This is a genomic window from Vagococcus zengguangii (genome assembly GCF_005145005.1).
Taxonomy (GTDB): domain Bacteria; phylum Bacillota; class Bacilli; order Lactobacillales; family Vagococcaceae; genus Vagococcus_A; species Vagococcus_A zengguangii.
Genome location: NZ_CP039712.1, coordinates 1,363,459 through 1,389,883 on the forward strand (window position 1 = coordinate 1,363,459; position 26,425 = coordinate 1,389,883).

The following is a 26,425-nucleotide window of genomic DNA, read 5'->3' on the forward strand; positions in this document are numbered from 1 at the left end:
TCAAATACTCAACCCTCTAAACTCACCATCAATCGCAATTCTGGCAAGTTGTTTCATAGTATTTCTACCGTCATTGATTGTGTAGAATTTTAGTCCTTTGATTTTAACGCCGTCTATTTCCTCTTCAAAGGCTAATTCTGCTTCATGCTCGTTGATATACATCAACAAATCTTCTTTCCATTGTTGTTCTTCTATTTTACCGCCTTTTGGTTCAATAAATACTTGTAAGAAAAAGTCGGCATTTTGAAGATATAGTATGAAGTCTGGTTGGAACCCTTCAAAGTGAACATCTTTAGCGTTGGGATTGAATTCATGTAGCTTCATATTTTCGCTTTTAGCTGATTCTCTATGCATGTTCTCATCCATACGAATCAAGAAAACTTCTGAATAGTGTCCTTTCAACTCTTGTACTCTTTCCCCAATACGATCAATCAATTGTTTTTCTGTTAAGTTAATAATCGCTGATTCGTACACGAAATAATCATCATCAATCACAAATCGTTGCACTGTTTGAGGGTTTTTATCCATGAACAATTTTGACGTATCATAGTTAGGAATACGTTTCTTATAATCCGTCACATAGTCTTTCACTGGATAGCCAATGAATTTATTCGTCCCTCTATGACTGTTAAAGTTCTTCTTAATTTTTTGAGCGACTTCCGCTAAATACAGTTCAACAATTCTCAACTTTTCTTGTGCTGTTAAATCGTGGCTTGTCATTTTCATTGGAATGTTTGCGTATATTGTACGATTGGTAATATTTAACCATTTCTCCCCTAAAAACTCGTCTCTTGAATTTAATAATGGCATATATTTTTTTAGGTTATCAAAATGGAAAAATGTTAAACGATTCATGGCTTTTTCTATGAATCTCCTATCAATTTCAACGGGTACTTGATGCATATCTGTATAATCTTCATACACCATATCCGCTTTATAGCTTACCTCTTTTGCTGAGGATAACCAATTAATGACAATATCTTCTTGGTTGTTTAGCGAATATTTGGTTAAACCGTCATAGTAATCATCTGATAACTCAATGGATTGGTTATAATACAATTTCCCGTATTTCCAGACATCCGTTTTCTTGAATTTGGATTTAACTTTGACATCTAAAAGCGGGTTTTTCTTATCTTCGCCCGTTGGTAAGTTCATTTCATCTAAAGCAGCCACTAAGTTTTTCAGATACTGTGGTTCATTGATCGTATGATAATGTAACGTTTCTAAAATCAAACTTGGATTGCTATCATCTTCAAATCGTCTTTGATAAGATTTTTCGCCATCTAATTCAAAAGGATTATACCTTGCCCCACGTCCAATTAACTGGGCTTCAGCCATAGTCGTTTTCTTATCGCCTTTGGTATCTTTATAGTTACTGATTCTGACAATATCATACAGATTTAAAACATCCCAACCTTCTGTTAACTTTGCTACCGCAAACACGACACGATACAAGTTATTAGGACTTTCTAAACTATTTAACGCTTCATATTGTCCTTTTTCAAGCATTCCTGCCCCACGATCACTATCGTTAGCGTTAATAATGCGACTTGGTGAGAACTCACGCTTCATTTCTTTGACAATTTGAGGTAAGTCTTCTTTATTTTTTAAGAAGTAATTATAGGCAAAACCTAACGTCTCACTTTGATCTTCAGACATGACTTTTGCTTGTCTTTCAAGAAACGCTAAAATATAGTCTGGTGTTAACTTGTCAATCAGTTGATTAAACAGGTTGTTTGCTTCATTTGACGCATCAATTTTTTGTGATTTAAACATAATCACTGGTTTGATATAAGTACCATATAATTCAAAGGCATAGCGACGTCTAAACTCACTTAATAACACAACATTCAACATGTTTTCTTCATCTGTGTTGCTTGATTGAATTCGTTTAACATTCTTAGAGTATCTGTCTTGAATAAAACGATCTAAACCGTAACGATATAACACTTTATCTTTGTACTTCTCATAGACTTTTTTGTTTTCTAAATCAATAGTCGCCGTAAATTCTAACAACTTATTATCTTCATTGGCGTTTAATATGGTATTAATCGCTTTTTCCCATGATTGTTCCATTTCTTTTTCAGACTTAGTAGAAGCTGAATAGTGATGCGCTTCGTCTCCTAAAATAGCCACTTTATTTCTTGCGTAATCTTGCGCTCCCATTGAGTTCTCACTTTGTGTGAAAATATCACTCGCAACGGATTGTACACTGGCTAATTTAATGTAAATCGTGTTTTTACTTTGATTTTTCGGAAACTCATCAACTTTTACAATCGACAAACGTTCCCCATCTATTTCAATCACTGGCTGATACAAATACTTATTAGATTGCTTATTCGTTAAGTTATCAATCGTTTTATTTAATACACTGTTAGTATTCACAATAAATAAAAAGTTCTGGTAATCGTGTTCTTGATACAAATACAAGATTAAACCAGCCATCAAATCTGTTTTCCCCGAACCCGTTGCCATGTTAAACAACGCATGATTAATTCTTCGGTACTCAAAGACTTTATTCGTCATGGTGTAGTGGAAATAACGTAAAGCAGACTCCTGATAATCACGGAACGTATGTACCATATTTTCAGCTAAATAAGTTGGTGTGACCCATCCTAATTCATCATTTAGTAAGCTATGATCCAGTTGAACGAGTTCATCATATAAAGGAAGGGACAATGGTTTAAACGTTTCTTTCGTCTTCTTAGCCATCTTGATTCACTTCCTTGTAGAAGCTCTGATTAAAGGCATAATCTGAGTCAGACACTAATTCTCTAACGTGTGCATCATCTATTTCTGAATAGTTGAAATACAACTGATTTTTATCTAGTATTTTAATCAAGGTTTTCTTTTGTTCTTCAAGTGAATGTTCCCATAAGGTCGCCTTAACCTCTTCTAAATCCACTCTAAAATCAATATCAGGTGATTGACTCATTCGTTCAAAAATAACTTGTAATTCTTGCATGGTAGCTGCTTCGATAATTTCTTTTAAGAAACCTGTGTTCTTTTCCATTAATTCAGCATAGACGAATGACCCGCCACCTTGCCAATCAACATCTTTAGAAATACCACCTTGTTCTCCTTCAATGACTTTTTGAAGTCTAGGAACTGAAACAGTATTAATGTAATCCATTTGTTCAATTCCAATAAAACGACGGTTCATTTTCATAGCTACAGCTTGGGTTGTCGCCGAACCCATGAAGAAATCCAATATTAAGTCATTTTCATTACTAATTAAATTCACAATATTCATAAGAAGTTTTTCGGGCTTGGCAAAGTCAAATATTCGACTTCCAAACAATAGTTTTATTTCATCTGCACTTCTTTGATTAGTACCAAAACTAGAATCCCAAAAATCTGAAGAAATTTGGCCATTATTTAAAGCGTACTTCAAATATGTCTTTCCATATGGAATTTTTTTCCCCTTTGATGGCCAATGAATTTCATCCTTTTCTTTTAGCTTGATGAATTCCTGTTCTTCAATCATCCACGGACCATTTAGTATTTCACCATCTGGTGTTTCTATACTATATGTATATCTCCCCCTAGTTAGATCCAATATATTACTTCTTCTGTACTTCCCTACGGAATCAGTATATGAATACTCTTTTTGTGCCTTTTCACTTAGTGGTAATCTATTTAATTTAGAATTTGAATTTTTTCGATATAATAAAATATAATCTACAACATTTGCAAACTCCCCAATATTACTTTGATTATCTGTTTTTCTCCAAGTGATAGTTCCAATATACCGATTTGGATGATTTGAAATTTCAAATATTTCATCTAGTAAAAGCTTTAAATGAGCATACCCATCCACTCCGATTGTAATCGCCAATATTCCATCTTCATTTAATAAATCTTTTGCAATTTCAAACCTATTTTTACAAAAAGTTAGCCATGTGGATAATTTGAAATTGGAATTATATTTAAAAGCATCCACTTGCTTTTTTTTCGAAAAATAGTATGGTGGATCACAAAATATCCCACTTATTTTATTTGTAAATCTTGCTTTTAAACTATGTAAAACAAATAAATTGTTCCCCTTTATTACCAAATTATCTTCATCAGTTATTTCAGAAACATCATGTTCTCCTTCTACATCATATTTTTTAGCGTTTACTAATAACTTTTTATCCAACAGAACATCAATTTCTTCTTTCGCAATCACTTCATTAAGAAATGGTTCATCAGGTCTTAAATCATCTTTCGCTAGGTCTTCTTTAGTCATACCTGCTTTTAACACCGTATCTTTATAGGGGAAATCTAACACGACTTCAGTTGCTTCATCAATAAATTTTCCGTTAGTTGTTAACCCAATTTTTTTTGAATATTTTGTATAAGAATCTTGCCAATAATCATTCGTTTCAAATAATTCTACTAATTTATTCACATTAAAAATAATGGCATCATTAATAGCCATTGTAAAATTACTTTTCACAACGTCATTTGACAACATTTTTGCCATTAATTCTTTGTCATAATTATCTAAATCTTGAATCACTTTTTGCTTATTGATGATCTCACCAATAAAATATTTATCACCAAACATCAGCAACACTGATTTAATGGCTTGATTAATTTTCGTTTCCATAATTCCTCCTACATAATGAATATCTAGTGCCTTTATAATAACATTTTATGGTAAATATTGGGTTATTATTTATAGCAATTCCTGAATAATCTTTGATTTTTAGACAATATAATAATTATTGAAATCACATTATTCAAAGTAATCTTCAAAAAAAGATAATGATTCGACTACAGTTAAAAGTCTCAAGTAGTCAGAAAAAGTATAGTTATTAGGGTTATACTTCCCGTGTAAAACAGCATGTCTATTAATCTCATTAATTGGGTCTCCCTCAAATGAAATATAGCTAAAATAATTGCTAACTAATTCTAAAGTGTTGTAATGGATTAGCATAAACAAGTCTTTATTATCTTCAGATTTTGCTTTGCTTATTTTCGCAATTTTTTCAATTTCCTTATTTTTTGCATAGCTAGACACATTGTCTATCTTAGAAGCTTGATTAACAAACATACGCTCCATAATTGAAAACAAGAATGGTATAGTCAACGTGTAGTTATTAATGTCATATTTTAGTATTTTTACAATTTTTCTAATTTCATTTTTGTACTGTTCTTCTATATTTTCTTCTATATTTTCGAATATTATATACATGGACTTATAGTTTCCTTTTGTTAAAAATCTCAAAAAATATAGATTCAACTGTTCATCATCTACACCTTTTAAATCAGATAATGACAACGCCAACTCAGTTTCTAAAGGAGGCATCCAACCAATTTTTCGACATCTTTCGTAAAACTTGTACCTAATTGGATGGCTCTTTTTCACTGTTTCGATACTCTTAGTCATTGTGTCAAATAAAGGATTAATATATTCTGATAGGTTATTCATAACTTTTAATACTGGTGATATAGATTCTTCAACTGTTTTTGTTATTTTTCTAATACTTTCATATAGTGAGTTATTATCCAAATTATTCTTCCTTTCTCTCATTGGTTAAAACGTTTACAAAATCGTTTGTTTGATAAGTTTAGCTGAGAAACTCATCATAACTAACATCTAATAGCTCTTTTATTCCTTTTAACTGGGTTAACTTAATATGCTGGCGGCCACCTTCAATTTTAACTAATGACTCTCTTGTTATATTAATATCTTTCAACTGTAATTGTTCAACTAATTCAGTTTGTCCGATACCTTTACTAATACGGATACGCTTAATATTTTTCCCAATAATATTGTCTTTATCAATAATTTTTTCTTCCTTCATGTTATCACACCTTCTGGACCAAAATAAGTCCATTTTCTTATTAATTTTAGAGATTAGGTGTGTTACAATGGGACTATTTTAGGTCCACATACCGATAAATAGGAGGAATTTTTTTGAAAAAACTATCACTTTATTTTTTATTTTTATCAATCTTAATCATTGGCGGATGTTCTAATAATGAACATTCAAAAACAGAAACATCCCAACCTATAAATTCTACTGACATAGAATATCCAGTTTCTTTCGCCCCAATTCCTGATAATTTCACTGCATATTATGATAAAAAAGCTTTAGATGTAAAGTTATCAGAAAATAATGAGATTGAAACCATTCTCCCAAAAAACATTCAAGAACATCAATCAGAAATATATTTTGAAGCTGAATTACCTCTTCTTAATAAGACAATAGTTGATTGGAATCATAATAATATTTCTTTCAAAGCAAACAGTAATGAGCTATCAAATCTATATATCGAAAAAATCGAACTGTTTTTTAAAGCAGGACAAAATAAAGATTTCAATCAAATTAATAATTATACAGATAATTTCTATAATGAAACCAAAGATAATATAAATGATTCTACATTTATATCAGAAGATTTAGATAAGATGTCGTTAAAGAAAATTTACGGATACGATCAACTATTTAATTTACAATTAATCGAAGGTCAACTATCTTTTGTTTTAGCTGGATATTTTGATTATGATTATCACCCAGACTATTTAGACGCTCCATTAGAACATAAAAATCAACCTTTGAATTTCACCTTTATTTTTGACTCAACAAAAAATAAATGGTTACTTGATAAAATGAACACTTTTAACGGAAGTCTAGACGGATTACCAAAACCAGAAGATAATGATGCATCATTTGTAACTAAAGAATTTTAGAAACAAGTATTACCTACTTTATCTTGTTATCAACAAACAAAAATGAAGCTAGCATAAGTACTAGCTTCATTTTTTATTATCTATTTCATTGAACATATTTCTAAATAATTTTCATTATCTTCTGCTATCATTGTCACACATCTATTTCCCTTATGATTGGCTGTTACTAAATAAATTAGTCCTGCTCTCATTTCAGAATAACCAACTTCTACCACAAAATGGTTAGCTCTTATTCCGCAATAATAGTCATCATCTTTTTCCACCATAAAAACTTTTTTTGCATGAAACAACATTAATTCGTCAACATCTTCTTGATAAACATCCTTGTAAAAATTAATTTCAAATACAACTTCTGATTCAATTTTAGTAAATTTATTTTCATATAACCATGCTACTCGTTGCTCAATATCATCATAAATTTTTTCTTCTTTTTTAATTTTTAATTCTCGTTTTATCTTTTTCATTTCGGTATTTTTTGATTTTTCCATATTATCCACCTCTTCATTTTATTCAGGGAGTCTGTAGGGAGCTTGCTCCCTCAGGAATTGAGATCCACCACTGACCTTTCCAGATAGAGTAGCCTGCGACAGCATGGCTCGAAATCTGGAAAGACAGTGGGTAGCTCGCGTATATCTTAAAAAATAATCTCACCATATCAAACTTTTAAATTTAGGCTCTGGCAAGATGCTTTAAAAATCCATTTCAAATTCTTGTCTTCTTTGTTGCTCCATTTCGATCTTATGTTGCATAAATTCATAGTCTTTTTTAGCACGATACATCTTCACATCATCGTTAATGACTTTGCTAATCTGATGGTGTAAAGCTTGTGCATTTGGCGTATGAGCGTAACTCCCTACACCAAATCGTGGAGACGTGTACTGTTTTTCTTCTGTCTTTTTGACTGCAACTTTTTTATGGTCGGTACTTTTTAAAGTCTGCTTGTTCACTTTCAAATGCACTTTTATTTCGTACTCTTGATCATCAGGTGGACCAAGTGACGTGGCAAAATGTTTATCAACTGACTTTAAAAAATCGTCATACTTCATAAAATGATGCGCACCTTTTCGATTAAATTGACGTTGTGCTGTTTCATCTAATTCTACAAAGGGTGCTTCTAGTTCGCCTGTTTTATTAATTTTTTGATTCAAAATAATAAACTGTTCTTCTTTACTAAAGCTATCAAGATTACTAATTTGATAATCCATTAGATTATAATCAAGCTCTTTTTCTATCGACTCTAACTCATAACTCTTACCTAATTTTTTAGCACTAAATGTTTTTTCAACATACGGTTCACGTATTTTTCGTGACGCTTTGTCTTTACCTAAAGCAATAAATTTTTCCCTATTATCATAAAAGTTAGCTTCTTTTTTATACAAAACATAGCCCAACTTGTTGCTGTTTTTAGAAAACTTGTAAACTTCTATGTCATGATTTTTTGCTAAAGTATCTGAAAATTTTTCAAATGTCGTAACGTTTTTATCTCTTAACACCTCATCAATAGCATCTTGAATAACTTGTTGATGGTTCACTTGTCCCTTTTTCAATTTAGATGGATCATTAGAATAAATGTTATTACGTCTAAAAAGTGAATCATAATATTCATTGTTTATCGGTTCCAACTCATGACTTTTTAAAATAGTATCATTTATTTCTCTCATGTTTTCTAAATCTTTTGGATCAATTCTAATTCGTTTACCCGTTTCAGTATCAATGTTGTTAATCACTAAATGACTATGAAAGTGTTCCTTATCGTTGTGACTTGCGACAATAATTTGACAATGAGGAAATGATTTTTCCGCAAACTCTACCGCTATTTTGTGCATCTGCTCTTCTGTAAGTTCTTTAGATATTTCTTTATCAAAAGAATGTATGACATGATAAGCCTGTGTCACATCCTTTGAATGATTCATTTTTGTTCTCGTCCTATTCATCATTAAATACGCTTTTTCTAGTTCATCACTGCAATTTATTCCTGTGACTGCCACACATTTTTCTTTTTTTGATGGATTACCTGCATATTGAAGAAGGGAAGAAAGATTTTTCTTCCTCCCCAATGACGTTACACTAGCTCCCATAACTTTTCACTCTGCTCTTCCATCATTTGAATGCTTGCTAGTGCTTTATTGAGTCTATTATGAATATAAGTAGCGTATTCAAACTTTGTCTGAGGACGTTCCTTTTTCTCAATCCAATATTGCATGTATTTCTTTTCTTCATCACTTAATTGACTACTACGGATATTATGGAGATTAGCTTCTGTAAATACTTTGTCGGGATCAACAATCATAAATACTTGTGCAATCTTATTAGCCTGTTCATTCTCAAATAGTTGATACTTTTTATTGCTAAAAAGATCAGTAGAAGAATTAGTTGCTGTATCTTTCTTATGAAAATGAATTGCAATAGTATTCAAACTTTTAGTTGCTTGATTTAAGTTGTTTCCCAACAAATTCAAGGCTTTAATTAGTCCTTTGGTATCTAAATCAGCAAGTAAAGGGGGCTCGTATTGTAGCCCCTTTAACCGCTCTCTACAGACTTCTGCACGTGAGATACCCTTTTGTTCTGCAATTAAAGAAATCTCTTTATACGTTCGCTTATCTACTCGAAAATTTAACGCTTCACTATTCTTTCTATTTCTATCGTACAATTTTTGTTTAGTTGAACCACCGCCCATTATTTAACCTCCTCTTCCTGAAACGAGCTACAATATACTAAATCATATCTAATCTTTTGTTTATCTTTTTTTGCCTTGTCTTTTAATAACCTGTTCATTTGAATAAAATTATCTTCTAATTCTAAACACCCAGTTGATGCCCAAAATTCTAGTTGAGAATAGCCATATTTTTTTTCCATGAGCAGGACACTCTCCCAAAAATTTTCCATTACTGAAAACCAATAATTTTTAAAATTGAACTTTTTATCTTTAGTATTAGATTCTTTCATTTTAAAAACTGCTTTAAAAGCATATTTTTCAATTTCATACTTCCACATTTCACCATCGATTTGGTAACGAAGGTTTTTATTAGGTTGTTCTTTGTTTTGATAGTTTTCTACTTTTCTTTTAGTTGAATAAATAATATCAATATTATCTTTCAACTCATAGACTGAACCAAAATTTGAAAATAATTCAATTAGTTTTTCAGTTACTAACTGATCTTGATAATAATTTGTAAAATTATCTAATAATAAATTATCAATATTTGTTTTATTAACTGTATTACTAATAGTATCTTTATTAGTGTCTTTAAAAGTATAGTTAATATCAGTATCATTAGAGTTCAAATTGTGAACCTCTTGAAGTTCACAATTTGAACTTCCTTTATTATCAATACTTTCTTCTTTAAGCAAATATAACTTGTTAGGTTTCTTCAAACCTTGTCTTACTTCAGAAAGCAATTCAAATTTTACTAATTCTTTTTTTGCTTTAATGATTGAGTTTCGACTCTTGTTCATAATTTCCATCATAGAGTCAATGGTAAAGTAAAAATATACATAGCCATTCTCATCAAACCATTTATTTTTTAAACTTAATTCATATCTATCTTGAAAAATGGCATACATTAAAACAGCATCACTACTTAATTTTTTATATTTTTCATTTAACATCAAAGATTTCGGTACTCTATAAAACTTTTCGTGTATCAAAAAATCTTTTATTTTATATCCAGATTTTTTTGTCATACAAATCCTCCCAAAAAGATGTTAATATGTATGAGACAGTATATCTGTCTTTCATATTTTTTTAGAGGAGCAAATTACAGGCCTGCCAGTCTATTTATTTGCTCCTCCTATTTGCTGTCTCAGCAAAAATTTTGATACCTCTTTTTTTGAATAAAAGTTTCTACCTCCAATAATGATAATTGGTAACCCTTTTTGAACATATGTTTTTAACGTGTTAACACTTATCCCTAACCAATTCGCCATTTCTTTTTGACTTAAAAATTCCTTGTCCGATCCTGCGACAGTAGTTCTGTAAGGAAATGGGAGAAAGGATTAAATCTTCCTAATAAAGAAAGATTGAAACAAATAGCAAAACTTGGAAATGTAACTACAGACTATTTATTATTTGGAAAACAATTATCTGGCTATGGTGAAAAAATTAAATATATTAGAGAAGAAGTACTTAATGAAAACAAATTAGAATTCTCGACTAATTTTCCAGAAAATTTATCAGTTGATGAAGATACTGTCTCTGCTTGGGAAGATGAGAATTTATTTCCGACTTTTGAACAATTAGAAAAAATGGCTTTATTAGGTGAAACAACTGTTTCTGAAATTTTATGGAATGTTAAAGAACCTGATGCTGTACTTTCAGCAAGAAAATTAGAAATGTTATTTGATAAGGAATCGCTAGATGAATCTCAGTTAATAATGAGAGAAGGTTCAGTCTCTTTATTTTATGGCTTAAGAAAAATACTCGTAGAAAAATCTAGTGAAAATTTATTAAATACCTTAAGCCATATTTTATTACTATATGGGATCAAAGATTTAAAACCAGAACTTAGTAAAGAAGAACTAAAAACAGAAAGACAGGAATTAATTACTATCATAACTAAATATTTAGAAGATGAAATTTCAACTCTTGAAACTGACAAATAAATTTAAGCCAATAACTCCTTTTTGATTTTTGAAATAGCTCCTCAAAAACAACAATTTATAGGAGGAAAATATTATGGCATCTTTTAAACAATATTCACGTAAAGACGGTACTAAGTATTGGAAATTCCAAGCTTATTTAGGTGTACATCCTGTTACTGGTAAACCAGTTAAAACAACTAGAAGTAACTTTAGAACTAAAAAAGAAGCACAAATTGCTTTAGCCCAGCTTCAAACAGAATTTGAGAATAATAATCGTAAATTGATTAAAAAAGAAAGCATTACTTTTCAAGAATTGTATGATCTCTGGTTACCTCAATACAGACTAAAAGTAAAACCTTCTACTGTTGCAACTTCACGCAGATTTATTGAGGAATATGCGTTGGAATTCTTTGGAGAATTGAAACTAGATAATATTACGGTTCGTTACTGTCAAGAAATCGTCAATAAATGGCATTCAAAATATAAACAGTATCATTATTTTAGAAAAGTAGTCGGACAAGTCCTTCAATTTGGGGTTCAGATGGAACTCATAGAAAACAACCCTATGAGAAAGACTGTATTACCTCGTAAGAAAGAAGTTGAAACGTTCCCTAACTTTTACTCTAGAAGTCAATTAGAAACGTTTTTTGAGTGTTTAAACGACCATATCGAGTCTTCAGGTAGAACTAGTACCAAGTTGCTAGCATTTTTCCGTTTATTAGCTTTTACTGGTATGCGAAAATCTGAAGTGTTAGCCCTACAATGGAAAGATATTAATATATTTAATCAAGAACTTACAATTGGAAAAACTTTGGCGACAGATGAGTATAAAAAAATTATTATTCAAGAACCCAAAACAAAGAGTTCTCAACGGACGATAAAGTTAGATATGAAAACTGTACAAATTCTAGAACAATGGCGAAGAAACCAACAAGAATGGTACATCAAATTCGGTTTTAATACGGCTAAAGATACTCAATTCTTATTTACAAACAAATTTAACGAGTTGTATTATCCTCAAGCACCTAATGACTGGTTGTACAACATATTAGAAAAATACAATTTACCAAAAATCACCTTGCATGGTTTTAGACACACACATGCTAGTTTATTATTTGAATCAGGTGCTAGTATTAAAGAAGTGCAAGAAAGACTAGGACACAAAGACGTAAAAACTACTATGAATATTTACGCTCATGTTACACCTGAAAAAATCAGAGAAACTGGTGAACGATTCGCTAGATACGTCAATTTCTAAATAGAAAATATAGTGATAGATGGGAGTGAACTATTAATGATAAAACCGAGTAGGTTAAAAAAAGGTGACAGAGTTGCAATTCTTAGCTTATCTAGAGGATTGCTAGGGGAATCTTTTGTCTCTCACAATTTAGAGATTGCTTCTAAAAGATTAATAGAATTCGGTTTAGAGCCAGTAGTAATGAAAAATGCCTTAAAAGGAATTGATTATTTAGAAAAGCATCCTCAGGCTAGAGCTGAAGATTTAATTGAAGCTTTCTCAGATCCTAACATTAAGGGAATTATTTGTGCTATTGGAGGAAATAATACCTATAGAACTTTACCTTATTTATTGGAAAACCAAAAATTTACTGAATTAGTAAAAAACAATCCGAAGATATTCACAGGATTTTCAGATACCACCGTTAATCACTTAATGTTTTATAAGTTGGGGTTAACAACTTATTATGGGATGTCGTTAATACCTGATATTGGTGAAATCAGCACGCACATGTTGCCATATACAGAAAAATATTTCAAATATTATCTGTCAACCTCACCCAGTTATGAACGAATTTTACCGAGTAATATATGGTATGAAGAAAGAAGTGACTTTTCTGCTAAAGCTATTGGTACTGATCGTGTTAGCCATCAGGATTTAAAAGGCTTTGAATTACTACAAGGTCAACCTGTATTTGAAGGTCGCTTACTAGGTGGGTGCATTGATAGCCTATATGATATGCTCTCACCTTACACACATGTTGATGAACCTCTGATTATAGATAAATATAGTATCTTCCCTAGTTTAGAAGATTGGAAAGAAAAGATATTGTTTATTGAAACTTCCGAAATTAAAGAAACACCCGAGACTTTTAAAAAAATGCTAGCGAAGTTAAAAGAGAAAAATATTTTTGATGTAATTAGCGGGATTATTTTTGGTAAGCCACAAGATGAAGTGTTCTATGAAGAATATAAAAAAATTCTAGTTGAATCTGTTGATAATAAAAACCTTCCTATCGCTTATAATATTAATTTTGGGCATGCTACTCCACGTTGTATTCTCCCGTTAGGAATTACGGTAAGAGTAAACATTGAAAAACAAGAAATTCAATTATTAGAAAGTCCTTTTGCTGATTAAAATATTCACTTTCTTATAAATGGCATTTAATTTGGCATTTAACAAATTTAACCTAAACAAAAAAAGGGTCATAAACATTGATATTCCAACGTTTATGACTCTTAAAAAAAGGTTATCCCACTGACCCTTCCATCTCATATGAGATCAGTCTGTTCAACTCCACCGCATATTCCATCGGTAGTTCTTTGGTAAATGGTTCAACGAATCCCATAACAATCATCTCTGTTGCTTGTTCTTCTGACAAGCCGCGGCTCATCAAGTAGTACAATTGTTCTTCAGAGATTTTTGATACTTTCGCCTCGTGCTCTAAAGCTACTTGGCTGTTGTGAATTTCGTTAAATGGAATCGTATCTGATTTCGATAAGTTATCCATAATAATCGTATCACATTCGATATGTGAGATTGATCCTTGGCTTTCTTTACCGAATGTTACTTGTCCACGGTAGTTCACTTCGCCGCCACCACGTGCGATTGATTTAGAAACAATCGAACTAGATGTGTTTGGCGCGTTATGAATCATTTTAGCACCAGTATCTTGGATTTGTCCTTTGTTAGCAAAGGCTACTGTTAACATCGTACCACGCGCACCGCGGCCATTTAATTGGACACTTGGGTATTTCATGGTTGTTTTCGCGCCGATGTTACCGTCAATCCATTCAACCGTTGCGTTTTCCATGGCACGTGCACGTTTTGTTACTAGGTTGTAGACGTTATCTGACCAGTTTTGGATGGTTGTATAACGGCAGTAAGCGTCTTTTAACGTAAAGATTTCAACAATCGCTGCATGTAAGCTATTTGATGAATACGTTGGGGCTGTACAACCTTCAACGTAATGCACGCTTGCACCTTCGTCAACGATAATTAAAGTACGTTCAAATTGTCCCATGTTTTCGTCGTTAATACGGAAATAAGTTTGTAATGGTACTTCCACTTTCACGCCTTTTGGTACATAGATGAACGTACCACCTGACCATACGGCTGAGTTTAGTGCGGCTAATTTGTTATCAGTTGGTGGCACTAATTTTGAGAAGTATTCTTTGAATAAATCTGGGTATTCTTTTAACGCTGAATCTGTGTCAGTAAAGACCACACCCATTTTTTCAAATTCTTCTTTCATGTTGTGGTAAACCACTTCTGACTCGTACTGAGCTGAAGCACCTGATAAATATTTTTGTTCAGCTTCAGGGATTCCTAAACGCTCGAATGTTTCTTTAATTTTTTCAGGTACATCTTCCCAATCACGTGCAGGATTGTTACTTGATTTTTTATAGTAAGTAATGGCATCAAAGTCGATATCTGATAAATCAGGTCCCCACTCTTGCATTGCCATATTATTAAATGCTTCTAATGAACGTAAACGGAACTCTAACATCCACTCTGGTTCATTTTTGACACGTGAAATTTCACGTACGATTTCTTCACTTAGTCCTTTACCAGTTGTATAAACTGGCTCGACTTCATCACGAAAACCAAATTGGTAATCCCCAACTACAGGTACATCCGTCATTGTCTTCACTCCTTCTCTTCGCAATGTGATTGTTCGACAGTGGTAGCAGCCACTTGTTCGATAATGCCTTTTTCCAGAGCTTTCCACGCCAATGTTGCGCATTTGATACGCGCTGGGAATTTTGAGACACCTTTTAATAAACCGGCATCGCCTAACGACTTAATGTCTGCAACCTCATTACCTTGCACTAGTTGTGAAAAGTCTTCGGCCAGCGCTAACGCTTCTTTTTCGGTTTTACCAATCACGACTTCCGTCATCATACTGGCACTTGCCATCGAAATCGAACAGCCACTGCCCGCAAAACGCGCATCAACGACGCGATTGTCTGCAATTTTTAACTGTAAGGTAATGACATCCCCACACGTTGGGTTATTTAACTCCAACTCGTGGGTCATTTCTTCTGACAAACCGAAATGGCGAGGGCTACTTGAATGGTCCAAGACCACTTGGCGGTATAACATATCTAATCTAGATAATCCCATGGCTGAAAAACTCCTTCGTTGCAATCACTGCGTCTATAAATTTATCTACTTCTTCTAAGGTATTGTAAAAATAAAAACTTGCGCGCGCTGTGGCACTAACATCTAAATAGCGTAAAAGTGGTTGCGCACAGTGATGGCCCGCACGCACCGCTACACCCTGCATGTCCATCGCGGTTGCGACATCATGTGGATGAACGCCATCGATATTAAATGACAACACGGCTGTATGATTAGCGGTTGTTGACGGTCCGTAAACAGTCACGCCTTCTATTGCTTGTAATTTGGGTAAGACATACTCAACAATCGCTTGCTCATAAGCATGAATTTGACTCATATCTAAAGCCGTTAAGTAGTCAATCGCAGCCCCTAATCCAATCGCGCCTGCGATATTTGGTGTGCCGGCTTCGAATTTATACGGTAACTCGGCCCAGGTACTTTCTTGGTCATAGACGAAATCAATCATCTCGCCTCCAAACTCAATCGGCTCGATTTTTTCTAGCCAACTTTGTTTACCATACAAGACACCGATTCCGGTCGGCCCACACATTTTGTGGCCACTAAAGGCGTAAAAATCGACGTCTAACTCTTGGACATCGACTGGCATATGTGGAACCGCTTGGGCACCGTCAGCGACCATAATCGCTCCGACTTCATGAGCTAATTGCGCTAATTCTTTGATTGGATTGGTCACGCCCAACACGTTTGAACTATGTGTTAGAGACACGATTTTAGTTTTAGGCGTAATTTTTTGACGCGCATCCTGCATATCAAGTTCCCCTTCATCAGTTAACTCGATATATTTTAAGATTGCGCCCTTACGTTTAGCAATTTGTTGCCACGGCACGATGTTTGAGTGATGTTCCATGTAAGAAATCACAATCTCGTCGCCATCTTCAACAAACTGATCGCCAAAACTTCGTGCGACCCAGTTCAAACTAGTGGTCGTACCACGGGTGAATAATATTTCTTTAGTAGAGTGGGCATTGATAAATTGGCGAACTTTCTCACGCGAAGCTTCATAGGCAGTCGTCGCTCGTTCCCCTAATGTATGAACGCCACGGTGAACGTTGGCATTGTCTTGCTGATAGTATTGATTTAACACTTCTAACACTTGCTTAGGTTTTTGAGTAGTAGCTGCATTATCCAAATAAATTAACGGTTCATCGTTAACTTCTTGGAAAAGAATCGGGAAATTTGCTCGTAATTTATCAATAGCTTTCATTCTACATTAACTTCCTTTCAATCACGTCAGCTAATTCATCACGTACTTCTTTGACAGGAATTTCTGTTAACACGCTGCCTAAGAATCCACGAATTACTAGACGTTCTGCTTCGATTTTTTCTAAACCGCGGCTCATTAAGTAATACATTTCTTCTGGATCAACGCGACCAACGCTGGCTGCGTGTCCTGCGGTTACTTCGTTTTCATCAATTAATAAAATTGGGTTCGCATCACCACGGGCTTTGTCTGATAACATCATCACACGGCTTTCTTGTTGGGCATCAGCTCCAACCGCCCCTTTAATAATGTGACCAATTCCGTTAAACGTTAAGGTACCACGTTCACGAATTACCCCGTGTTGTAAAATATGACCAACTGAATGTGGTGCATAGTTTGTGACACGTGTATCGATTCCTTGAATTTGACGACCGGCACTTAACGCCACCACTTTCACTTCTGAATGTGCGCCTTGACCGACTAAGTCTGAATCAAAGTCTGCGACGACGTTCCCATCGTTTAAGACCCCAATTGCCCAATCAACTGAAGCATCACGCATGATATGAGCACGACGGTTCATGTAAGTGTTCATATTTCCGCCTAATTGGTCAATGGCTGAGAATTTGACTTGGGCACCTTGTTTAGCTACCACTTCAACGACAATATTACTGATTGCTTTGGCTTCGCCTTGACCAATTGTTTCAAAGCGCTCTAAATAAGTCACTTGACTGTTCTCATCAGCTAAAATTAACACGTGATGGTTAAAGTTAGCGATTGAATCAGCAAATTGGTAGAAGACCGCTTCAACCGGTTCTTCAATTACAACATTACGTGGCACATACAAGAACATCCCACTGTTCATGAAAGCAGCATGAAACGCTGTTAATTGATCTTCGTCATGTTTAACCGCTAACTGCATGTATGCTTCTTTAACTAAGTCTGAGTGTTCTTTCATCGCTGTGAAGATGTCAGTAAAAATCACACCTTGTTCAACTAATGCTTCTGGTAAATATTCCATTAAGGTTTGGTTATAGGCTTGGACAAACGTTGGGTTTGTTTTTTCGTCCACCACGATTTCTGTTTCGTCAGTTGAATCTGTTGGTTCCCAACCTTGCATGTTGGTTAAACCCCAACGATGCATTTTTACACGCTCAATCACGGGTAAAGCTAGTTCATCGACTTGATCTAAAGCAGCCAAACGCAGAGTTAACATCCATTCTGGCTCCCCTTGATTAACTGAAAAAGCTTTGACCGCTTCAAGATACGTTTGTTTGATAGTATCTGTCATTTTCGTCGCTCCTTTATTCTTCAGTTAATTCGATTCCTAATTCAGCACTAATGCCGGCATATCCTTCTGCTTCTAAACGACGTGCTAAATCAGCATCGCCTGTTTTCACAACGCGACCATCCATCATGATATGAACCACGTCTGGTGTGATGTAGTTTAATAAGCGTTGGTAGTGAGTAATGATTAAGGCACCGAAGTTTTCGCCACGCATTTCATTTACCCCTTTTGATACAACTTTCAACGCGTCAATATCTAAACCTGAGTCGATTTCATCTAAAATCGCAAAAGTTGGTTCTAACATTAATAATTGCAGGATTTCGTTACGTTTTTTCTCGCCACCTGAGAAGCCTTCGTTTAAATAACGTTCAGCCATCTCTTCAGACATATCTAATAATGCCATTTTTTCATCTAATTTTGTGATGAAGTCCATGACCGAAATTTTGTCTTCGTCTTCTTTACCAGCGTTCATTGCGGCACGCATGAATTCAGCGTTAGTAATACCTGGAATTTCGCTTGGGTATTGCATAGCTAAGAAGACACCCGCACGCGCGCGTTCGTCAACTTCTAATTCTAATAAGTTCACACCATCCAATAACACTTCACCTTGTGTTACTTCATAGTTTGGGTGACCCATGATAGCTGCTGATAAAGTCGATTTACCAGTACCATTTGGCCCCATGATTGCATGAATTTCATTTGTGTTAATCGTCAAATTAACACCTTTTAAAATTTCTTTATCCTCTATGCTAACATGCAAATCTTTTATTTCTAAAACTGCCATGTATTATTTCCCTCCATTGTCACTAAATTTTTATCTTTGTGATACAACTAATTGTATCTTAATTGAAAATGAAATTCAATGATTGAAGGCGCAAAACATTGTAATTTTAAGGGTTTTGGCAAAAAATCACGTGTTTTCTAGATAATAATCATTCTAAACTACTGGTATATAAAGCGTTTACGGGTGTGACTAAAATTTTTTAAAACACAAAAAATAATAAGCCTTCGAAAAAAATTTCGAAGACTTATTTTTATTAAACTATTTTTAATTAGCTACCGGAAACTTGCGCTTGTAATTGATACATCTCTGCATAATACTGATTCAATTCAAGCAGATGTTCATGGGTGCCACGTTCTTTAATTTCTCCGTTATCTAATACTAAAATTTGATTAGCATTTTGAATAGTAGATAGACGATGAGCGATAATGAACGTCGTGCGACCTTCTTTCACTACTTCCATCGCATGCTGAATCATCTCTTCAGTCTCGGTATCAATATGTGAAGTTGCTTCATCTAGAATCAAGATTTTAGGATTACTCGCTAAAGTTCTTGCAAAGGCGATCAACTGACGTTCACCCGATGAAAACGATTGGCCTTTTTCAACGACAGGTTCATGTATTCCCTTTGAAAGTTTAGCCACGAACTCTTTAGCTCCGACTTTTTCTAACGCTTCTTCGACCATTTCATCAGTAATTCGTGGGTCATTCATACTGATATTGCTGGCAATTGTCCCACTAAATAAGTATGGTTCTTGCAAAACAATTCCCATATGAGAGCGAATGCTTTCACGATTATACTCAACTAACGGTTGCTCATCGATTAAGACTTGCCCATTTTGCGGGTCGTAAAATCTAAATAACAAATTAATAATCGAACTTTTCCCTGACCCTGTGTGACCGACTAAACCAATCGTTTCCCCTTTTTGAGCGGAAAAATTAATGTTTTTTAAGACTGGCTTGTCTGGATTATAACCAAACGAAACGTTGTCAAATGTGACATTTCCCTGTTTAAACGTAATCTCTTGATCAGAATCAGCTTCTGGTGTTTCATCTAACAATTCAAACACACGTTTCCCACCTGATAGTGCTTGCTGAATGGTTGACATCAATCTCACCAAGTTTAATATCGGATCAAACAAATGATTAATGTAGTTGATAATAACGTAAATCGTCCCGATTGAAAACCCAAGAACTCCGTCAACAAAACGCGTGCCTAAATACATTAAAACCGCAAACATGACCAAGTTTTTAATGAAAGTTGAGAAGTCCCATGACAAGCTGCCATCTAAGCGAATCGACTTAAGTCTGGTATTAAGCCATGTTTGATTCGTTTCTTCAAATTCCGCTAGCATGTTGTCTTCTTGGTGAAATAATTGCACAATCGAGACACCTTGTACTATTTCAGCCGTGTGACTATTCAGTTCGCTGACACTTTCACGCCACTGTTTATTAATCGGTGCAGCCAGTTTAATATACACCCATTGCCAAACAGCAAAGAACGGCAGTAATAATAACAAGGCCGTCCCAATTTGTGGACTAACAAAAAATAACGCTACATAAATCGCTATTACCGTTAAAACATTTATAATGACCACATTACTAAAGTTTAGGAAGAAATTGGTTCTTAGCAATTCAACATCATTGACGATACGCGCTGAAATCTTGCCGGCAGGTTTATCATCAAAATAAGAAATCGGTAGTGTCTGCATGTGAGCAAATGCTTCATCACGGAGTCTTTTACTAACCCCATTCGACGCATACGATAGTAAAATATAGCTAGCATATCCACATAAACTACTAAATAAAGTCACCAACATAAACCAACCAAATTGTTGAATTAATAAACTAAAGTCAACCGGACTGTTAGCTGTCATTTGTTCCGAGACATAATCAATCATTTCTTTTCCGACTAACGGAGCATAAATAGCCGTCATCGCTGAAATAAATGACAAAATAACACCGAAAGTATAACGTCTTGTTTCATATTTAAAATAACTTAATAAACGCTTAAATGTTTTCACTTTCTTTCACCTCCATTTGTTGTGTCATGTATTGTTCATAGTACCAACCTTTATTCGCTAATAACTCTGACGGAGTACCTGCCTCTATAATTTCTCCATCTTCAAGCACCAAGACCTTATCTGCTTCAGCAACAGCTGATAGACGGTGTGTGACAATCACGTTCGTCTTATCTTGTCGAATTTCTCGGATGTTATTAATAATCGCCCGTTCAGTTTTCGCATCGACCGCTGAAAGCGAATCGTCAAGTACCAATAACTCAGGCTGTCTAATTAAAGCGCGCGCAATCGATACCCGCTGTTTTTGTCCGCCAGAAATTGAGACTCCTTTTTCTCCAATCAACGTTTCTAGACCATCTGCCATCCGTACCAAATCTATTGAAAAATCTGCTGAGGCAATCGCAGCATTCATCTCAAGGTCGGTCGCACTGTTATTTCCAAAGCGAATATTATGACCAACTGTTTTTGAAAACAAGATATGTTCTTGCGGCACATAACCGATTAAGCCTTCCATATTTTTCACACTATATGCTTGAATAGGACGACCATTAATATTGATCTCACCGCTAGCTCCTACGGGATATTGGCGTAACAATTGTCTGACTAATGTTGTTTTGCCGCTACCTGTTTTCCCAACAATTCCTAGGGTTTCACCGCGCTTTAGCGAGAAATCAATTTTTTTCAATGTGGTTTCATCACTAGTCGGATAGTTGAAAGCATAGTCTGTAAACTCGATGTGCTCGATTGATTCGATAGTTGCTTGTCCGTTTTTTTCCAAAGAATCTTCAGCCGTTAGTAGTTCATCGATTTTTCTAAACGAAACATTTCCTTGTTGGTAAACTAGGACGATATCTGATAATCCCCAAACAGCACCACTTAGCATCCCTAAATAAATTTGAAAGGCAATCAGTTGACCCAATGTCATCACCCCTTGGCTGACTAGGTAACCGCTGTAAGTCAAACCAATCCCCATACTCAAGCCTGTTAATAATTTAGCCACTTGCCCAATAGAACCATTATAGACGACTAAATTATTGGCTTTTTTCAAAACTTGTGAGGTTCTCTCTTGGAAACGTGCTTGTTCTAATTCTTTTTTTCCGTATGCACGCATTACGCGAACACCATCGACCATTTCTAACACTTCATTACTTAATTTGGCCACCGAATCTCGGTTATTTTCGTAGAGCACATCAATCTTCGACCATAGTTTAAAGACGATATAACCGAATAAAACTAGCGGTAAAATACTGACCGCTGTAGCTTGCCATGACGTCGTCACAATCATGATTGTTAAAATACTCACTGTCCACGTCACATTCGAGACAATTAACATGAAGCCATACCCAATCGTGTCACCTAAATAGTCAATATCACTAGTCATACGCGTCATTAAATCACCTGAACGAAAGCGCTCGTAAAATGGCGTACGCAAGTGTAGTAATTTTTTGTATACCTTGTTTCGCAGTTCAGACTGGTATTGGTATGATTGACTAAAAAGCGTCACGACCCAGATGACATCCACTACGTAAATACAGATCACGCTAATAAAAAATATTGATAAATACAACCATAAATTATCACGACTTAAGTTGTTCACGACTATAGCATCAATGAATTTTTGAATCATTAAATTTGGCACTAGTGTTAAACCCGATGACACTAAGGCAAAGCATGTGGCAATACCATACGCCAGTGGATGTTTTTTTATATAATTCCAAAATGTTTTTAGCATAAATTCTTCTTTCCCACCTTTACATCCATAAATTTGTTTTTGTTATTATGTTAAAAAAGCGCACAAAAAAACCCATAAATTGTCGAATCGCATTTCTCCGCAATTTACCGGTTGGTAAGTTATTTATTCATAATTATCATAAAGCCAACGTACACAGACTGAGACATACAAAAAGCCCGCTACAAAATGATAGACACCGAATAAGGAGTAAATAGATCCATATCTTTTTTATTTGATTTTTGTTGTTTGATCACATTGATAGTTAACATGAGTCTTGCTCCTTTCTTCCGCTATTATTTGTTTTGTTCGCTTTCTCTTAACTTCTACAATTTACTATATAAAAATTAAATTGTAAAGCACTTTCATCATTTATTTTTAATTATTTTTTAATTTAACAAATTAATATTACACTCTATATTATTAGTTACATTTATTGTTACTATATAATTCAATAAATATATTTTCAATAAAAAAACATAGTTAACTGAAAATATGTGAGTCATTAATTTAGCGAATTAACGAAAAAAGATGCCTGAATTAGTTATTCAGACACCTTCAATTTATTTTAATATTAATATTTATTTTATTTTTTATTCATTTAATCAAATAATTTAGACCAATCGTCGTGTAAACAAGAAACGCCACGCGAATGCTTTTGGGTAGCTCGGTTACAGTATTCTTTATCGTTTACTTTTTTATTAAATTGATAGATTTTGTAACGTTCCACAATGCTTAGATACTTGGTGTTTTTTTGTATAATTCCCAGTACCGTACTTTTTCGCTTTAACACTGCTTTCCCTTCCTTTTCCCCATAATAAAAATCAACCGAACATCATTATAATAGATGGGAAATGTTTTGTCACTCATTTCTGAAATTTTCAAAAATTTTGTAGAGATTTATTACTATTTTCTTACCAAATTCTAATGAATGTTGATCATTAAATAAATAAAATAACCTACCAATCAATCACCTTTTCAGACAATTAACTAGTAGGTTGTATAATACGAAGATTAGATATATTGTTGTAACTTATCACCATTATAGGCTAAATCAATCATCCCGCCACCTAAACATTCTTCACCATCGTAGAACACAACGGCTTGTCCTGGTGTAATGGCACGAACAGGTTCGTCAAAAATAACACGTGCTTTAGTCGCGTCATTTTCAGCAATTTTAACTGTTACACCGATGTCTTGTTGGCGATAACGGAATTTAGCGGTACATTTGAACTCTTTTTCGCTCCAATTGTCTTGCGTAAAATGAATCTCACTTGCGTCTAAATGGGTTGAATAAAGCGTTGGATGGTGGAAACCTTGACCAACGATTAACGTATTCGTTGCTAATTCTTTACCAATCGCGAACCATGGTTCATTTGACGCACCACCGCCACCAATTCCTAGCCCTTGACGTTGACCGATTGTGTAATACATTAAGCCAGCGTGTTGTCCTTTAATTTCACCATCTTCCGTCACCATGTTACCTGGTGTTGCAGGTAAATAGTTACTTAGGAACTCTTTGAAGTTTTTCTCACCGATAAAGCAAACACCCGTTGAATCTTTTTTCTTCGCAGTTGCTAGACCGGCACGTTCAGCAATTTCACGTACTTCAGGCTTTTGCAAATGACCTAATGGGAACATGGTTTTGCTTAATTGCTCTTGTGATAATTGACTTAAGAAATACGTTTGGTCTTTATTATTGTCAACGCCACGTAACATGTGTGACACGCCATTTTCATCGCGGACGACACGTGCATAGTGACCAGTTGCCACGTAATCTGCTCCTAACTCCATCGCGTAGTCTAGGAAGGCTTTAAATTTAATTTCTTTGTTACACATCACATCAGGATTTGGCGTACGTCCGGCACGATACTCAGCCAAGAAGTATTCAAACACACGATCCCAATATTCTTTTTCAAAGTTTACTGAATAATAAGGAATCCCAATTTGGTTAGCGACTTTCGCCACGTCCTTATAATCTTCAGTTGCGGTACACACACCATTTTCGTCAGTGTCGTCCCAGTTTTTCATAAAAATCCCTACTACGTCATATCCTTGTTCTTTTAATAGTAGAGCCGTAACGGAAGAATCCACTCCGCCACTCATGCCGACAACGACACGAATTTTGCTGTTGTCTGTCATGTTATCACCATCATTTCTTCTAGATTCTGAAACTATCTACGATTTGAAGGTCGGAAATTTCAGTCAATCCATTATATACTGTTTGCGGAAAAAATGCACGTTTTGATTCACAATTAACACTAAATTTCGTTTCTTGATTGACTATTCTCTAACGAAAAAAGAAAGCCACACAGCTGTGACTTCCACTCGGCTATTTATTTATTTAGAAAACATTTCATAAAAATCATATAAATACGTCAGTTCTTCCATTTGCGCATTACATTTCACGCTATCTTTACAAATATAATTGCCCTTTTTAGCGTAAGTGCCATCACCCGAAGATTTAGTCGTTGATCCGACTTTCTCGCTACTCGCTTAAATTTTTCAAGCCTGAAATCAAACGAGCTACGCCTTCGGTCAGCGTTGCTTTCGGACAACCGATATTCACACGTAAGAATAGTTGATCTTCATAAAAATCTTCCCCCGTCGAAATCGCCACACCGTGTTTAGCCAAGCTAGATTTCAAGTTATTCATGGTAATACCCTTCTCAGCTAAATAACTGATATCAACCCAAATAAGATAAGTTGCTTCTGCTTCGACAATTTTAGCCTCAGGCAGTTCACGGGCCAATTCGGCTTCAACATAACGATAATTGTCTTGAATATATGACATCATGGTATCAACGTAGTCCTCCCCGTAGCTGTAAGACGTTTCTATCCCTAAATACGCAAAAACACCTAATAAATTACCTGTACTTGCATACGCACGTTCTTGTTCAATTAGCTCGATAAATTCAGGGTTCTCGACTATATAATAAGCAGCCTGTAATCCTGCTAAGTTAAAGGTCTTCGTTGGGGCATTCGCCACAACTAGTTGTTGCTCCCAACCGACTTCACGCGCCACTTGCATCGCTGGCACAAATGTTTGATCAGGATAAATCAAGTCACTATGAATTTCATCAGCTAATACTTTCACCTGATGACGTTGACAAATTTTAAATAATTCCGTCAATTCAGCGTGCGTCCATACCCTACCTGTTGGATTTTGCGGATTACACAAGATGAATATTTTAATATCATGTTCAATAATTGCTTGCTCAAATGACGCCATATCTACTTGATAACGCTTGGATTCGCAAGTCATCGGAACTTTAATGACGTGACGTTTCGCCGCTGTTGGAGTATTAATTAACGGCCCATAAGACGGTGTTAGGACTAAGATATTGTCCTCTTCTGCAGTCAACGCGCGGACGACGGTACTAATCACCTGCACAACGTTATTCATCAAGAAAATATGTTCGGCTTAATAGTGAATATGATTTCTTTTTTGATGCCATGTAGCAATTATTTCAAGTGTCCTATCCGAATTATAAGCATAACCAAAAATTTGATTGTCTAAACGTTCTTGCATAGCCGCAATTAGTTCTTTAGGTGCCCGAAAATCAGTATCAGCAACCCACATCGGGATTAAATCTTCTTCCCCATACAGAATAGGACTCCCATCCCATTTAGCTGAAATAGTGCCTTTCCGGTCGATTACTCGGTCAAAGAAACTTTTGTCATACGTCATAAAAATAATTCCTCCTTGGGTAGTGGGTTAATTGAACAACTTTATTACGTGTTACCTCAATGTTATCAACT

Annotated in this window: 22 protein-coding genes and 2 pseudogenes; 4 read left to right on the forward strand and 20 right to left on the reverse strand. The window is 34.8% G+C overall.

Translation table 11 applies throughout. From position 1 onward, the window contains the following. The 4 genes from FA707_RS06435 to FA707_RS06450 all read right to left on the reverse strand — a co-directional run bounded on the left by FA707_RS06435 (nt 1) and on the right by FA707_RS06450 (nt 5,795). Complete coding sequence (locus FA707_RS06435; RefSeq protein ID WP_136953460.1) at nt 1-2,712, reverse strand: DEAD/DEAH box helicase family protein; 2,712 nt, start codon at nt 2,710-2,712, stop codon at nt 1-3. Continuing rightward, on the reverse strand, nt 2,705-4,594 hold the full coding sequence (locus tag FA707_RS06440; RefSeq protein ID WP_136953461.1) for a site-specific DNA-methyltransferase: 1,890 nt from the start codon (nt 4,592-4,594) through the stop codon (nt 2,705-2,707). The genes FA707_RS06435 and FA707_RS06440 overlap by 8 nt, the downstream gene beginning before the upstream one ends. Before the next feature lie 129 nt (nt 4,595-4,723). Continuing rightward, complete coding sequence (locus FA707_RS06445; protein WP_136953462.1) at nt 4,724-5,500, reverse strand: hypothetical protein; 777 nt, start codon at nt 5,498-5,500, stop codon at nt 4,724-4,726. A gap of 58 nt (nt 5,501-5,558) precedes the next feature. After that, a complete protein-coding gene (locus tag FA707_RS06450; RefSeq protein ID WP_136953463.1) occupies nt 5,559-5,795 on the reverse strand; it encodes a helix-turn-helix domain-containing protein in 237 nt (78 codons plus the stop codon). 113 nt (nt 5,796-5,908) lie between these two features. Here FA707_RS06450 and FA707_RS10560 point away from each other — a divergent pair, with 113 nt between their 5' ends. Continuing rightward, on the forward strand, nt 5,909-6,685 hold the full coding sequence (locus FA707_RS10560) for a YvbJ-related protein (protein WP_246032306.1): 777 nt from the start codon (nt 5,909-5,911) through the stop codon (nt 6,683-6,685). An 80-nt stretch (nt 6,686-6,765) separates the two neighbouring features. On the opposite strand, the gene FA707_RS06460 is transcribed toward FA707_RS10560, so the two are convergent. The 5 genes and pseudogenes from FA707_RS06460 to FA707_RS10590 all read right to left on the reverse strand — a co-directional run. Next, the gene (locus FA707_RS06460) at nt 6,766-7,173 is read right to left on the reverse strand and encodes a hypothetical protein (RefSeq protein ID WP_136953464.1); all 408 of its coding nucleotides are present in this window, start codon (nt 7,171-7,173) and stop codon (nt 6,766-6,768) included. 201 nt (nt 7,174-7,374) lie between these two features. Next, on the reverse strand, nt 7,375-8,763 hold the full coding sequence (locus FA707_RS06465) for a relaxase/mobilization nuclease domain-containing protein (RefSeq protein WP_136953465.1): 1,389 nt from the start codon (nt 8,761-8,763) through the stop codon (nt 7,375-7,377). Then, nucleotides 8,748-9,362 carry a plasmid mobilization protein gene (locus FA707_RS06470; RefSeq protein WP_136953466.1) on the reverse strand — a complete coding sequence of 205 codons (615 nt, stop codon included), beginning with the start codon at nt 9,360-9,362 and terminating at the stop codon, nt 8,748-8,750. Before FA707_RS06470 ends, FA707_RS06465 begins: the two co-directional genes overlap by 16 nt. After that, nucleotides 9,362-10,369 carry a replication initiator protein A gene (locus FA707_RS06475; protein ID WP_136953467.1) on the reverse strand — a complete coding sequence of 336 codons (1,008 nt, stop codon included), beginning with the start codon at nt 10,367-10,369 and terminating at the stop codon, nt 9,362-9,364. Before FA707_RS06475 ends, FA707_RS06470 begins: the two co-directional genes overlap by 1 nt. Nucleotides 10,370-10,459: 90 nt before the next feature. After that, nucleotides 10,460-10,618 (reverse strand): annotated as a pseudogene (locus tag FA707_RS10590) (helix-turn-helix domain-containing protein); the annotation flags it as partial. Nucleotides 10,619-10,705: 87 nt separating this feature from the next. Here FA707_RS10590 and FA707_RS06485 point away from each other — a divergent pair. The 3 genes from FA707_RS06485 (at nt 10,706) to FA707_RS06495 (ending at nt 13,640) form a co-directional block, all read left to right on the forward strand. Next, on the forward strand, nt 10,706-11,287 hold the full coding sequence (locus tag FA707_RS06485; RefSeq protein ID WP_136953469.1) for a hypothetical protein: 582 nt from the start codon (nt 10,706-10,708) through the stop codon (nt 11,285-11,287). A gap of 73 nt (nt 11,288-11,360) precedes the next feature. After that, nucleotides 11,361-12,524, forward strand: coding sequence for a site-specific integrase (locus FA707_RS06490; protein WP_136953470.1), 1,164 nt, complete (start codon nt 11,361-11,363; stop codon nt 12,522-12,524). 36 nt (nt 12,525-12,560) lie between these two features. Further along, nucleotides 12,561-13,640, forward strand: a complete 1,080-nt coding sequence (locus FA707_RS06495; protein WP_136953471.1) for a S66 family peptidase — start codon at nt 12,561-12,563, stop codon at nt 13,638-13,640. A 112-nt stretch (nt 13,641-13,752) separates the two neighbouring features. Here the strand turns inward: FA707_RS06495 and sufB are convergent, their stop codons facing one another. The 11 genes and pseudogenes from sufB to FA707_RS06545 all read right to left on the reverse strand — a co-directional run bounded on the left by sufB (nt 13,753) and on the right by FA707_RS06545 (nt 26,354). Further along, the gene (gene sufB / locus FA707_RS06500) at nt 13,753-15,147 is read right to left on the reverse strand and encodes a Fe-S cluster assembly protein SufB (protein ID WP_136953472.1); all 1,395 of its coding nucleotides are present in this window, start codon (nt 15,145-15,147) and stop codon (nt 13,753-13,755) included. A gap of 5 nt (nt 15,148-15,152) precedes the next feature. Next, nucleotides 15,153-15,629: a Fe-S cluster assembly sulfur transfer protein SufU gene (sufU, locus tag FA707_RS06505; RefSeq protein ID WP_136953473.1), complete on the reverse strand. Its 477-nt coding sequence runs from the start codon at nt 15,627-15,629 to the stop codon at nt 15,153-15,155. Next, a complete protein-coding gene (locus FA707_RS06510; protein WP_136953474.1) occupies nt 15,616-16,851 on the reverse strand; it encodes a cysteine desulfurase in 1,236 nt (411 codons plus the stop codon). The genes sufU and FA707_RS06510 overlap by 14 nt, the downstream gene beginning before the upstream one ends. A 1-nt stretch (nt 16,852) precedes the next feature. Continuing rightward, on the reverse strand, nt 16,853-18,136 hold the full coding sequence (gene sufD, locus FA707_RS06515; RefSeq protein ID WP_136953475.1) for a Fe-S cluster assembly protein SufD: 1,284 nt from the start codon (nt 18,134-18,136) through the stop codon (nt 16,853-16,855). A gap of 13 nt (nt 18,137-18,149) precedes the next feature. Next, nucleotides 18,150-18,917: a Fe-S cluster assembly ATPase SufC gene (gene sufC, locus FA707_RS06520; RefSeq protein WP_136953476.1), complete on the reverse strand. Its 768-nt coding sequence runs from the start codon at nt 18,915-18,917 to the stop codon at nt 18,150-18,152. Nucleotides 18,918-19,185: 268 nt separating this feature from the next. Continuing rightward, the gene (locus FA707_RS06525) at nt 19,186-20,937 is read right to left on the reverse strand and encodes an ABC transporter ATP-binding protein (protein ID WP_136953477.1); all 1,752 of its coding nucleotides are present in this window, start codon (nt 20,935-20,937) and stop codon (nt 19,186-19,188) included. Continuing rightward, nucleotides 20,924-22,666, reverse strand: coding sequence for an ABC transporter ATP-binding protein (locus FA707_RS06530; RefSeq protein WP_136953478.1), 1,743 nt, complete (start codon nt 22,664-22,666; stop codon nt 20,924-20,926). Before FA707_RS06530 ends, FA707_RS06525 begins: the two co-directional genes overlap by 14 nt. Before the next feature lie 1,011 nt (nt 22,667-23,677). Next, on the reverse strand, nt 23,678-24,805 hold the full coding sequence (gene mnmA, locus FA707_RS06535; protein WP_136953479.1) for a tRNA 2-thiouridine(34) synthase MnmA: 1,128 nt from the start codon (nt 24,803-24,805) through the stop codon (nt 23,678-23,680). 198 nt (nt 24,806-25,003) lie between these two features. Further along, nucleotides 25,004-25,138, reverse strand: a pseudogene (locus FA707_RS10565) (FusB/FusC family EF-G-binding protein); the annotation flags it as partial. 13 nt (nt 25,139-25,151) lie between these two features. Continuing rightward, nucleotides 25,152-26,069: a MalY/PatB family protein gene (locus FA707_RS06540; protein ID WP_136953480.1), complete on the reverse strand. Its 918-nt coding sequence runs from the start codon at nt 26,067-26,069 to the stop codon at nt 25,152-25,154. A gap of 18 nt (nt 26,070-26,087) precedes the next feature. Further along, the gene (locus tag FA707_RS06545) at nt 26,088-26,354 is read right to left on the reverse strand and encodes a beta C-S lyase family protein (RefSeq protein WP_136953481.1); all 267 of its coding nucleotides are present in this window, start codon (nt 26,352-26,354) and stop codon (nt 26,088-26,090) included. Nucleotides 26,355-26,425 lie beyond the last annotated feature (71 nt).